We start from the raw sequence: 12,793 nt of genomic DNA on the forward strand, positions 1-12,793 counted from the left end.
AAATTCCTGAATCACTTTCCATAGATTTTAGTCAATGATAATAATTAAAATAAATTATTATCATAAATGAATAACAGATTCTATGATGGCTCCCACTTGCTGATCCCGGCTTCCAAACTTAAGTTGACGGCAAGTATTTTTCAATGACCTGGAGAAAATTATGGCTTCTGAAACAATGAAAGAAGGTAAAGAGCGTTACAAATCCGGCGTAATACCATACAAAAAAATGGGTTACTGGGAACCATCTTATGTGCCCAAAGACACGGATGTTATCGCCATGTTCCGTATCACTCCACAAGAGGGAGTTGATCATGAGGAAGCTGCTGCTGCGGTAGCGGGTGAATCTTCTACTGCTACCTGGACTGTGGTATGGACTGACCGTTTGACCGCATGCGAGCTTTATCGTGCTAAGGCTTATCGTTCTGAACTGGTGCCGAATACAGGCCCTGGCACAAAAAATGAAGCGCAATACTTTGCCTATATTGCTTACGATATCGATTTATTTGAAGAAGGTTCAATCGCAAACCTGACCGCCTCAATCATTGGTAATGTATTTGGATTTAAAGCGGTTAAAGCTTTGCGTCTGGAAGATATGCGCATTCCGGTGGCCTATCTCAAGACATTCCAGGGACCGGCAACCGGTATCGTAGTTGAACGTGAACGCCTGGACAAATTTGGCCGTCCCCTGCTAGGTGCCACGACCAAACCCAAGCTGGGACTTTCTGGCCGGAATTACGGACGTGTTGTATATGAAGGCCTGAAAGGCGGCCTTGATTTCATGAAAGATGACGAGAATATCAATTCTCAACCTTTCATGCACTGGCGTGACCGCTTCCTGTATTGCATGGAAGGCGTGAACAGGGCAGCTGCCGCCACAGGCGAAGTTAAGGGACATTACCTGAATGTCACGGCAGGCACCATGGAAGACATGTATGAACGAGCGGAATTCGCCAAATCGCTGGGGTCCGTCATCATCATGATTGACCTGGTGATTGGCTACACTGCGATTCAGTCGATGGCAAAATGGGCACGCAAAAATGACATGATCTTACATTTGCACCGCGCAGGTAATTCGACTTATTCACGGCAAAAAAATCACGGTATGAATTTCCGTGTAATTTGCAAGTGGATGCGTATGGCGGGCGTCGATCACATTCATGCAGGTACGGTTGTCGGTAAGCTCGAAGGCGATCCTCTCATGATTAAAGGATTCTACGATACCTTGCGTGAAACCAGGACTGAAAAAAGTCTGGAACATGGATTATTCTTTGATCAGGACTGGGCATCGCTCAAGAAAGTCATGCCAGTTGCATCTGGAGGAATCCATGCAGGCCAGATGCATCAATTAATTGATTATCTCGGTGAAGATGTGGTACTGCAGTTTGGTGGCGGAACCATTGGACACCCGCAAGGGATCCAGGCTGGCGCAACCGCGAACCGTGTTGCACTGGAAGCGATCATTCAGGCGCGTAACGAAGGCCGTGATTATGTAGCAGAAGGCCCGAAGATTCTTGCAGATGCAGCCAAATGGTGCACACCTCTCAAGCAGGCGCTGGATACATGGAAGGATATCACGTTCAACTATGAATCCACGGATACGGCTGACTTTGTACCTTCAGCCACGTCCAGTGTTTAACCGTAATCAGGAGAAAAAATCATGATGACAAATACAGGGAATCACCTTACGCAAGGCCAGTTTTCTTTCTTGCCTGCTTTAACCGACCAGCAGATTTCCGCACAGATAAAGTATGCGCTGAATCATAACTGGGCTATCGGGATTGAATATACGGATGATCCGCACCCGCGCAATACCTATTGGGAAATGTTCGGTAATCCAATGTTTGATTTGAAAGACCCGGCCGGCATTCTGCTCGAGATTAACAATTGCCGAAAAACCTTTCCAAATCACTATATCCGCGTGACGGCTTTTGATTCTACCCGCGGTGTGGAAAGTCTGAAGATGTCATACATTGTTAACCGCCCCAAATCAGAGCCTGGTTTTGGTGTGGTACGTCAGGAGAGGGAAGGAAGAAATATTAGTTATACCATTCACTCTTACGCGACGGACAAGTCAGAAGGGGAAAGATACTAGCAACCAAATTCTCTCCCTTCACTCTGGTGAAGGGAGAGAATCAAATTGCATCTTTGATACCGGCTACCGTACAAAATAATAAAACCATAGCGCTAATGCTAGGCAATCATGCATCACCATGAAATCCGGAAAACTCAGTACTTCCGGAAATCGGTTGGCTGATCGAGTGGGTGAATCTACATGCCTATCGATCAATCAAGTTTTATTTTTTTACAGAATCATTCTGAATTCTGGGACATTTGTATAGGAAGGATACACTATGAACAATCCATCTGAAAAAGACCTGAATCCGGTTGAAAGCATATCGATTGACCTGGATGCTGAATTTCGTGAATCCAATATCCGAGAAATACTGGACAAGCTGGATCGCGAACTGATCGGCCTAAAACCGGTAAAAACCCGCATAAATGAAATTGCCGCCTTGCTCCTTGTGGATCGTGTACGCAAACAGATCGGCTTATCTGCTGGCGCGCCAAGCTTGCATATGTGTTTTACCGGGAATCCGGGCACGGGCAAGACAACCGTGGCGCTGCGTATGGCGGAAATATTGCATCGTCTTGGCTATGTCAGGGAAGGACATCTGGTATCGGTAACAAGGGATGATCTGGTGGGCCAGTATATTGGGCACACTGCACCAAAAACCAAAGAAGTGATCAAACGGGCCATGGGAGGCGTTTTATTCATCGACGAAGCCTATTATCTTTATAAACCGGAAAATGAGCGCGATTACGGCGCTGAATCCATCGAGATTTTATTACAGACGATGGAAAATAACCGCGATGACCTGGTTGTTATTCTGGCCGGATATCAGGACCGGATGGACAAGTTTTTCCAGAGCAACCCTGGCATGCGCTCGCGAATCGCGCATCACGTGGATTTTCCGGATTATGGACCAAATGAACTGGTTGCTATTGCCAAGCTGATGCTGGCAGCACAAAACTACCGCTTCAGTCCCGATGGAGAAAAAGCTTTTGAGGAATACATCCGGTTACGCATGACACTGGAATATTTTGCCAATGCCCGCTCGGTGAGGAATGCGCTAGACCGGGCCCGGTTACGCCAGGCCAACCGGCTATTTACCCAAGGGAAAAAAACACTCACCAGCATTGATCTGATGACTATCGAGGCGGAAGATATCCGGGCCAGCCGGGTTTTCCTGGAGGGCAAGCTGGATCATACGGCAGGTGCCATCTCATAAAAATGCACATGATTCCCTGTACGTTAAAAGTCAGGAAAACGGATACTCATGCTTCCATTTCGTGTTTTTACAAAAATGAAGTCGGCTGGCGGCATGACATCGAAGCGACGCAGTACGGAAAGCGGCGGCATCGCAAGCTCATACTGCGGCCGGGCGGTAGGGATACATTGCAATAGCAGGAGTAGCCATGAATAAGGAATTAAAGACGGAGACGTTGAACTTGCGCGTATCTTTGGGGATTAAGCAGGCTCTTAGAGGTATAGCTGAACGCGAAAATCGAAGTATGGTCAATGCCCTTGAATGCCTGGTAACGGACTACTACAAACGGAACAAAATCGAACTGCCAAAAGCAACGAAAGAGAGCCGCAGTGCTCATGCAAACATGAGTGGTCAGGAACAGGATGAAGAGAAAAGCGAATTCTCAGGCTTTTGGTAAACCTTACGCCCCCTGAAATTGACAAGCAGATTCAAGCTATCGAAGACGAAAATACTGCTCAGAAAAAATCAAATAGATACTGTCTGCAAAGAAAATTTTTCACTACTGGATTTCGCAGTCTGGAGCGGCAACGTGAAAGCATTCTTAGAAGTTCTTTGAGTCACCCGGGTTTCGGGAGGTTATCCCGTACGTGCCAGTGCAGTTTGGGCTCTACAAACCCTTAGGGAGGGAGGCAGCCACCCGCTTCTGATCAACCATGACATCGATGTGCCGCGGCAGTTTCTGCATTGATATCCAGTTTTTCATCCATAAAGAATTCATACAAAAAACCAGCCCTTCTGGCATCTTCACCCGCCGTAAGCTCATCGACGACCCAGGCAATCCATTCCAACAAATCGATTGTTCCAAATAGCTGCGAAAGCAATTCCAGGTATAGAACATCATGCTTGAGATGAAAAATCAGGCAGCCACCGCCAATAGCTAAACGCACTCTATTTTAAAAGGTTCCCATATAATCCCCCTTGCCCACGTTCAGGCCATTGTGCCGCAGAATCGCATAGGCTGAAGTCACATGGAAAAAAAATTGCGGTAAGCCATAGCTGGTCAAATACGCATGTCCAAGCAATTTTTTCTCTTTAGGTGTGCCCGGACGCAGTACGATTTCCCGTGTCTCGCTGCCTTCAAATTGCGCGGGTGTCAGGCTTTCGATAAATAACAGCGTTTTTCCAATCCGTTCCTTCAGCTCAGTGAAATTTCCTTCATGGTCGTCAAACGCCGGTACTTCCACACCCGCTAATCGGGCAGACACACTCTTCGCAAAATCGGCGGCAATTTGCACCTGGCGAATCAAGGGAAACATGTCCGGATATAACCTGGCCTCCAGGAGTACGGTCGGATCAATTTTTTTCTCCGCAGCATAGTCTTCTGCCTTGGTTAAAATATTGCGCAGGCTGTTTAATAACTGTTTGAAAACAGGGACAGATGTGGTGTACATATAAGTGGTCATAAAATTTTTCCGGTTCAATGAGTTAATTACGATGATTTCGTTACATTTCATCACGTCATCACGCAGATTCAAATATGAAATATCAACGCTTGACTTGAAGAATTTCTGAATGGGTATTGTCTCATAACGATCGGGAAAATCAGACAGACTGCTAGTCATGTTTTTTAACCAGAATATAGGTTATTCCCAAAGCAACCAGCACCAGAGCGGAGGCGCTTACGTATTCCGGAGCTAGATGCGTATAGTCAAAGACGATTATTTTTCGGGCAATGGCCATCAATGCCGTAGCGATGACCAGCTTGACCGGAATTACGTCACTCCGAATGTAAACCGTGATGTTCAGAAAAATTTCGATGGCGATCAAAACTGCCAGAAAAGAACCGAATGTTTGCAGCAGGTCGTTGGTACTAATCAGGAAATATGGCGAGTTACTGATTTTAACCCAGATGGTATGTACCACTTCCAGAATGCTAAGCAGGATCACGAGGACCATTAACATGGACAGGAATTTCACGCCCATCCGTATCGTGCGGTTCAGATTGCGGATAAACGGATCTGCATGCTTCATCGGCAGCTCTTCATGGCTTTCGGCACTCACCTGCTTTACCAGCTGGCTGCGCAAATAAGCCAATAATGGGCCGATAATGTTTTTATGGGCGGCAAAACCGGCAGGGTTAAAGGCATGCTCGAAAAAATCATTCATCCCTTCTACCTGACTGAGCTCCTTGGGATCAATTTTTTCAAATCCCATGCTCCAGTACGGAAAAGACCGTTCGCTGATGTTCAGTTTTTCAAGGAGCGTGCAGTCCTGATGGCGCGGATCTTTTTCGATGATCTTGAAAAGCTTTTCCACGGCCTCTTCCCCGCCTTCCAACACCTGGAAAAACGTCCCTTTTGAATACAGCAGGATTCCGGTAATATTGTTTGCGTCGTTATTCTTCCGGCATTGTTTCAGCAAGGACAGCAGATCCTCCGGGCTCCAATCGCGTTTAGTGGTACTGGCATAGGTCAGTCTGATCATGGTCTGCCCCCTCTCTGGATCAATTGGGACGATTTCCCGGAATTTCGGTTTTTCCTTATCCTGGATTTCATGGGCATGATAGCAAAATCGCAGATGATCAACCTGCATCCATCTATTTCATTTAAACAAATCACCTTGTGTATGAAATAAGCCCAGACAAAATGGAGTGATGATCGAACGCTGTTTAACCCGCAACGGGAATTCCTGGAATTAAATTTACGTCCATTTAATCATCCACATGACCATACAACGGTTGCCCTACTACCCACGGCTGAATCAGTAAAGCGACATCTGCATAAAAGATGCGCGCAAGCCCATTGAATGGCGTATGTCACAAAAGCATGGTTTTTAGAATCAGGCCGATGCCTGCACATGCGGCAATCACATGAATCACGTTGCGCTTGAAACGGAACAATGCAACTGCTGCACCAAGTGCAATCAAAGCCGAAACCCAATCAAAACCACCGTTAAATCCCTTTGGCCAAAGGACGTGGTAGCCGAAGAACAACGCCAGATTCAAAATCACACCAACCACGGCGGCGGTAATGGCCGTCAGTGGGGCTGTAAACTTGAGTTCATTATGTGTACTTTCCACCAGTGGCCCCCCCGCCAGAATGAACAGGAAGGACGGCAGAAAAGTAAACCACGTCACAATGCTGGCCGCGACTGCTCCCGCGAGGAATAAGGCATCCGGCCCAAACAGCGCCTTGACGTAACCGCCCACGAAACCGACAAATGCCACCACCATGATCAGCGGCCCCGGAGTGGTTTCACCCAATGCCAGGCCATCGATCATTTGCGTAGGTGTAAGCCAGGCGTAGTGACCCACCGCACCCTGGTACACATAGGGCAACACGGCATAAGCCCCGCCGAAGGTCAGCAAGGCTCCCTTGGTAAAAAACCATCCCATCTGCGTCAAAGTATGGTTCCAGCCATAGAACGCAGTCAAAGCCCCCATTGGCACCAGCCACAACAAAGCTCCTGCCACGACAACGCGAAACAAACGGAACCAGCGGAACTTTACATGCTCTGGAGGCGGCGTGTTGTCATCGATGATTGCAGGGCCAAATGCCTTGCCGGCTTTGCCGTGACCGTCGCCAATCCTGAATTTTTCGGGTGCAATCCGCCCGCCAGCATAGCCCAGCAACGCAGCGCCAGCAACAATAGCCGGAAAAGGGACATTTGCTGCAAAGATGGCGATGAAAGAAACAATTGCAATACCCCACAGCCAATTGTTCTTGAGAGCGCGCAAACCGATACGATGCGCAGCCTGCACAACGATGGCTGTTACCGCAGGCTTAATGCCATAAAACAGGCCAGCAACAAGAGACATCTCGCCAAAGGCGATGTACACCCATGACAGGATAATCAGAATCAACAGCGAGGGCAGCACAAATAGCACACCAGCAACGATGCCACCCCAAGTTCTATGCATCAGCCAACCGATATAGGTTGCCAGTTGCTGCGCTTCCGGGCCGGGTAGAACCATGCAATAGTTAAGCGCGTGCAAAAAGCGCCGCTCGGAAATCCAGCGTCGGTTCTCGACCAGTTCCTGATGCATGATCGAGATCTGCCCGGCAGGACCACCAAAGCTGATAAAACCTAACTTTAGCCAGAAGACGAACGCATGCCAGAACCCGACGGGTTGTGGCATGGAGACTGTTGCCGCGTCCTCTCTGGTGACTAATTTATTCATGTTGTTCAGATGGTATGGACGCCTCCCCCGGCAGCGGGGAGTGGCACACCGGCACGAGGGGATCCTCGCTGTAACGGCATCAATGTGCCAAAGTGGAGAAGCTGAACCCAACCACTTGAACAGGAGGATCCGAAATGAAGAATAACGTAATCGGCATGGACATTGCAAAGAATGTATTTCAATTGGCTGCGTGTCCTGTCACAACGGCGTGGGGGTCGGGGGTTCTTCATTTCAGAAATTCGGAATTTTTGAAGAATACTGGAAACATACAGGCAGCCCGACCATTGATGAAGGCCGTTTCGCTGCTACACAAGAACCTGCCGACAAGTACGTATTCAAAGTACCGAGTCTTCGCAACGTCGCCATGACGCCGCCTTATTTCCATGACGGTTCAGTCGCCACCTTGCCCCAGGCGATACGGGTCATGGGGAAAATTCAGCTCGGTAAGATGCTCAACGATCAGGAAGTTCGCAACCTGACGGCATTCCTCAACAGCCTGACAGGAGAGCAGCCCACAAATTTCGTCTCAGAACCAGTATTGATGCCACAGGCGTTCTCAACGTCTCATGCAGAAAGCAATTAAACTTTCTCTGCCGGATTTTAGCGTTTACAGGAATTCTGCCTTCATTGGCAAAGGAAAAGGACCGCGCTCCTGCAACACGCTATGAACGATGGCGATACGGCTTTCTGTTTCCAGGTCGGCTGCGCTCTTCACGCTGCCGACCTGAATTCATTTTTAAAAATGCTAAAGAGTTTTCCCGTCACCCGGTGGCGGTGACGGTGGCGGTGCCGGTGTTGGTGCATTGGCACCAACTTTAGTAGACAATTTAGTGAACTTCATAGACCCATAAGGTGCCAATAAAGCCATATTCTTTTCATTAAACATAATTACCCTTTCAAAAACAACATTTGCAAATAATTGCACCCAATACTTTTTCAAGTATATCAAGAAAGTTAAAATGCGTAACTTCCATGAATCATGATTAAAATTACTTTACTATCAAACAATTAATTACGCAAGAACAAGTCACACGAATTTCAATCAAGATAGTAAGTCATTCCCAAAATGACCCAGAGTCTGCACGCCTCTCGCCAGCGCAAAAGGACAAACCAGGTAATCTCCGGACAACCACACCAGTTTTTACCCTGCTAAATTATTGATGGTAAAGATCATTTGCAATGGCCCATTAACTGCGGGTGGATCTGTCTGGTATACAGTTCCACAATGCCGCCGGATACATTGATCAACCAGGGGTCGTGTCCCATTGGCCCGCCGTAACGCAATCAACAAGGGCAAGGCACTCTGGTGACGAAAACAGTACAGTTATTTTCTGTGTTCGGAATAGCCAACCTGATGCTGGCGAGATGGGGAGTCCGTCTATCCTGAGATGCGAAAATTGACAGTACAGCCAGGTCATATCCGGTCATAAAATGGAATAACTAGTGATGATTGATTGAAACTGATCGGGTACGCTGAACATACATAAATGAACCGAGTTCTTCAGCGCATCCTAAAAACCAAATCAGATCTCCCCTACCCAAGATCAATGGAAAGATGCTTCACTCCCAGTCACCAGCAGCTAGACCCGGGAGATACCATAATCTCATTACTGCTCCAGGTGCGGGGACGCATTGGCGTTGACCGACGCTTCCAAAATTGACTATCCGCCCAACGCTTTTCCTGTCGATAATACTCATGCCGAATGCCCAGGTAATCAGTAAAAATGCTTTCTATGTCTTCAATTACTTTCTGTAGAGGTTCACGATCCCCCTCGAGAAACCTGGCAACGGCTAACCCCAGGATCCAACCCTGCCGGATGCCTTTTACAATCCCTTGCCCGGACAACGGGTCAAATGAAAAAGCGGCATCTCCAATGGCAATCCAGTTTTCGCCATGAATTTTGGGTAAACGTTGAGTCGCTGCGGAACAGAATGACATTTTGCCTGGCTTGAAATCTGCCAATAGCGCCAGAATGTTTTTTGCCTCTGAAATATTGTTATCCCACTCTGATTCTGCAGAGTGACACCCCCGTTTAAATAAATCAGCGTCGGTAAAAAGAGTACAGACCAGCGTGCCTGAAGACAGGGAGCACAAATACCACCACCCAATGCTGCAAGGTTCGATTAACACACTGGTCATGCTGGCATGTTTGCTTGAAGAAGCAGATTCAAATCTTCTCGTAATGGCAATTTGAGAGTCGAATCGAATGACGCGCTCGCCCCTGTTTCTGGCAAACACAGCCCCCCTTCCTGATGCGTCCACGATAAATCTGGAACGCAACTTCCCGTTGCCATGTTGATTTCTGAATAACAGGTACCAAGCCCCATGTGTAGGCAAGGACTGCAGGAATTTACCATTCGTCAGGATGGTTACCCCTTTGGACATTGCATGTTCAGCGAGTCTTTGATCAAATTCTGGTCTGGAAAGATTTAGCCCAAAACCGAAGGGGTGAAATAGATAATCAGTCTGGCTTTCTTCACCAGACCAAAAGGAACGAATCCCACTAGACTTAAGGTGCGCTGGGCAATCCAGAACATCGTTAGCCGGCAGACCAATGTGCAACAGAGAAGATAGTGCAGAAGGAGAGATATGCTCACCATAACGAGTGCCGGTATAATCACCTTTTTCGATGACTGCCACTTGCAACCCAACGCTTGCAAGGGCGAGGGCAGCAGATAAACCTGCTGGCCCCCCACCTAAAATACAAACATCAAACTGAATATCAGGAGTCACCATTGATGGGTTCTGGTGGTATTGGCTGACGTTCACTTTCAACGTACTTTGTACCTTTACGAACAATAAAACCCAATTCAGTCCACCATTTAACCATATCCGATTTGCCGTTCACTCCCCGTGAAAATGGCACTCTGTTACCATCGCCTGCAGTTACCTCAACGGGTCTCTGGGCAGGCCACCAAAAATCACCGCACTCTTCGAAATCCGCCTGCCAGGGCAGCGCCATTCGTTCCGTTAAGAAGCCAGCTGGATGTCGCGGGTCAATCCGGAATGGCTCAATATAAGTTTCTCTCTGTGCGATTAAATAGGTGGCCTCAATCCCTGGATAAAAGGGGCCCCCGATGCAGGCTTCCAAGGCAGCTCGGGTTAGCGCGGCAGGTTGCATGTCCAGCGGCAGTTTTTTTATTTCGACGAAGTTTGGCTCGCCATCCCAATCAGCAACAAAATTTCCCTCCGCCCATCTCTTCATCATGGTGTATTGCAATGCCGTGAGCGCCGCGTATTCATATCGACTGGGGTCATCAGGATCTACGCCACTATACAATCTTGGCATATTTTTAGGAGGATCAGGAAGCACTTCAGATCGTGGAGCCGAAGTATTCGGCGGCACAAGTTTATTAAAGACACGTTCACGTGCCGAGCGACTTGCATCAGAATTGTCTGCCATTGCATTTATCCGGGACGGATCAAGAAAATTCCCCGCTCCGCCATGATAACGCTGCCCACCTTTGAGAACCCAGGATAACAAATACGTTCTTTTTAAAATTGGGAAAATATCGGCGGTAAAGGACGGGACTCTGGACATTAGTTGCGGTGTAAAGTCGCGTGCTACAACATTCAGCGCTTGATCGTACCAGGTAACAACATTATCAATCTCTGGAGCATAGGATGGAGGTGCAACAAGCACCCATGCACCACCTTCAGCGATTACAGGTTCAGTACCATCCATTTTGATGGTTGCCGTAACTGAACCATCAGAAACGCTATCGTACCATCCGTCATTATTTGCGAAACCATATAGACTACTATTTAAAGGTGACCTGGATTCGCCCGGACCGCCAATAACCAGCAACCGTCCTTTGCTATCGGTCGATATTTTTGCTAACTTGACGCGAGCGTTTCCCTCGATATTGCCGTTTTTTATAAAGTTGATTTCCCCGGATAACTCTTTCGCACACGATAATTTACCGGAAATGGATTGCGGCAGGCTATCAATCACCAGCCCTGATCGGTCATAGTCCCTGTTCCTTGGGGTTGCAGTTGATCCACCCGGTGGAAATATTCCGCCAGCGGCTTTTCTGTTCACCAGTTGAATTGACCACTCAATGGATGTACCTTTTTTCAGGGTGACTTCACGTATGCAGTTTTCCTTTCCGAACTCGTCTCGTTCGAATTGATAGACACGAAACCTGACAGCCTGAGGTTTAATTTTCTTTTCGGGTGTCTTGTCACGATATGGGCCTGAAGGGGCAATTCCAGGACTTTCCGGACCAAGAAAGTAATCTGCATCACTATTACCGATACGCGCGATACCGATCGCAGGAAATATTTTATAGACAATTGCCATGCATGTTCTCCTAATGTTGGGTCAACCGGCAACTCCGTGAATGAGCGCCCATTAAGTAATTAATTCTATATCGTAAATCTACGTACATTACGTGTTGATGGCATGTTATGGCCCCGAACCCATCTTATGGCTCCAAACCAAAGAGTTCCACCATTTTTTGTTATGTTTCTGACACTATATACTATACACACCTCACTCAAGAAGAACGATATCAGATTTATGCCTTGAAAATGACAGAACATGAACAGTCAAGATTGTCGGCATACTGGAATGAGACAGATCCACCATCGCTAAGGAATTAGCCCATAACCTGGGCCAGATCGACTATCGACCCAGGCAGGAACAACTTACGGTAGAGGAACGTCGCGAATTGTTCCCGATCTGGTGTACCCGTACCTATCGTGGCAAGGAGTACGATGATGCAGAAGGCTGGGCATATGGCTTCGTCGAAGGCATGAAGCTATGCTGGAATGACTGGAAACCGATGCTGGACACCCCGGAAGGGCAGGCCTGGTATCGCCCGATTGGTCTTTTAGGAAAGGACGATTTTGGGCCAGACCAACATGAGCTGACCAAAACTCCACCTCGCCGCGACAAGCTTGCACGGCAGATCCCCGAGGCGGTTGTGGCAATTTATGAATATTGGCTCCCGTTCCGGCAGGCAGTATATGAGCGTGAAACCGCCAAATCCATGCAACCCAAGGTGGGACGCAACGACCCATGCCCGTGCGGAAGCGGCAAGAAATTCAAGAAGTGCTGCGGGCTGGCCGCCAATCTTCATTGATGGGGGCTTGAGCTGGTCAAACCGCAGCTAAGTGGCCAGAATCAAAATGATTTTTGACCCCCGCCTAATTCATGCGCACAATTTAAATTACTAAAAAACAATTGGTTAGAATTTACCCCGCTGTGCCGCAGAAATATCCTGTTCATTTCATGGAACAATTTCAGCTTGTGGGTAATTTCAGGTTATGGGTAATCTGGAAAATCTTGCTGGGTGCCAGTCCGGCCATGTTGGAAAAAAATCCCCTGATCCTTTCGAA

12 protein-coding genes are annotated in these 12,793 nt (G+C 47.7%); 6 read left to right on the forward strand and 6 right to left on the reverse strand.

All coding sequences use genetic code 11. The features are described from left to right. Nucleotides 1–160: 160 nt before the first annotated feature. From KJA68_RS00760 to KJA68_RS00775, 4 genes are all read left to right on the forward strand, one after another. On the forward strand, nt 161–1,636 hold the full coding sequence (locus KJA68_RS00760; protein ID WP_246487007.1) for a ribulose-bisphosphate carboxylase large subunit: 1,476 nt from the start codon (nt 161–163) through the stop codon (nt 1,634–1,636). Between the two features lie 21 nt (nt 1,637–1,657). Then, nucleotides 1,658–2,092 carry a ribulose bisphosphate carboxylase small subunit gene (locus KJA68_RS00765; RefSeq protein WP_213035018.1) on the forward strand — a complete coding sequence of 145 codons (435 nt, stop codon included), beginning with the start codon at nt 1,658–1,660 and terminating at the stop codon, nt 2,090–2,092. A 259-nt stretch (nt 2,093–2,351) separates the two neighbouring features. Beyond that, on the forward strand, nt 2,352–3,290 hold the full coding sequence (cbbX, locus tag KJA68_RS00770; protein ID WP_213035019.1) for a CbbX protein: 939 nt from the start codon (nt 2,352–2,354) through the stop codon (nt 3,288–3,290). Between the two features lie 187 nt (nt 3,291–3,477). Beyond that, nucleotides 3,478–3,726 carry a hypothetical protein gene (locus KJA68_RS00775; RefSeq protein ID WP_213035020.1) on the forward strand — a complete coding sequence of 83 codons (249 nt, stop codon included), beginning with the start codon at nt 3,478–3,480 and terminating at the stop codon, nt 3,724–3,726. Nucleotides 3,727–3,976: 250 nt separating this feature from the next. On the opposite strand, the gene KJA68_RS00780 is transcribed toward KJA68_RS00775, so the two are convergent. The 4 genes from KJA68_RS00780 to chrA form a co-directional block, all read right to left on the reverse strand. Beyond that, nucleotides 3,977–4,216: a hypothetical protein gene (locus KJA68_RS00780; RefSeq protein WP_213035021.1), complete on the reverse strand. Its 240-nt coding sequence runs from the start codon at nt 4,214–4,216 to the stop codon at nt 3,977–3,979. A 6-nt stretch (nt 4,217–4,222) separates the two neighbouring features. Further along, nucleotides 4,223–4,891 (reverse strand): DUF1993 domain-containing protein, encoded by a 669-nt coding sequence (locus KJA68_RS00785; RefSeq protein ID WP_246487008.1) that lies wholly within the window; start codon nt 4,889–4,891, stop codon nt 4,223–4,225. Beyond that, nucleotides 4,884–5,861: a phosphate-starvation-inducible PsiE family protein gene (locus KJA68_RS00790; protein ID WP_213035022.1), complete on the reverse strand. Its 978-nt coding sequence runs from the start codon at nt 5,859–5,861 to the stop codon at nt 4,884–4,886. Before KJA68_RS00790 ends, KJA68_RS00785 begins: the two co-directional genes overlap by 8 nt. A gap of 223 nt (nt 5,862–6,084) precedes the next feature. After that, nucleotides 6,085–7,449, reverse strand: coding sequence for a chromate efflux transporter (gene chrA / locus KJA68_RS00795; protein WP_420887614.1), 1,365 nt, complete (start codon nt 7,447–7,449; stop codon nt 6,085–6,087). 190 nt (nt 7,450–7,639) lie between these two features. Between chrA and KJA68_RS00800 the strand changes: the two genes are divergently transcribed. Then, complete coding sequence (locus KJA68_RS00800) at nt 7,640–8,032, forward strand: cytochrome-c peroxidase (protein WP_213035023.1); 393 nt, start codon at nt 7,640–7,642, stop codon at nt 8,030–8,032. A 987-nt stretch (nt 8,033–9,019) separates the two neighbouring features. Here the strand turns inward: KJA68_RS00800 and KJA68_RS00805 are convergent. Further along, nucleotides 9,020–10,186, reverse strand: a complete 1,167-nt coding sequence (locus KJA68_RS00805) for an FAD-dependent oxidoreductase (RefSeq protein WP_213035024.1) — start codon at nt 10,184–10,186, stop codon at nt 9,020–9,022. Next, nucleotides 10,173–11,753 (reverse strand): LodA/GoxA family CTQ-dependent oxidase, encoded by a 1,581-nt coding sequence (locus KJA68_RS00810; RefSeq protein WP_213035025.1) that lies wholly within the window; start codon nt 11,751–11,753, stop codon nt 10,173–10,175. Before KJA68_RS00810 ends, KJA68_RS00805 begins: the two co-directional genes overlap by 14 nt. A 370-nt stretch (nt 11,754–12,123) precedes the next feature. On the opposite strand from KJA68_RS00810, the gene KJA68_RS00815 reads away from it, so the two are divergent. Continuing rightward, nucleotides 12,124–12,537 (forward strand): UPF0149 family protein, encoded by a 414-nt coding sequence (locus KJA68_RS00815; RefSeq protein ID WP_213035026.1) that lies wholly within the window; start codon nt 12,124–12,126, stop codon nt 12,535–12,537. Nucleotides 12,538–12,793: the final 256 nt, after the last annotated feature.

It is taken from the genome of Candidatus Nitrotoga fabula (assembly GCF_905221025.1).
In the GTDB taxonomy this organism is placed as follows: domain Bacteria; phylum Pseudomonadota; class Gammaproteobacteria; order Burkholderiales; family Gallionellaceae; genus Nitrotoga; species Nitrotoga fabula.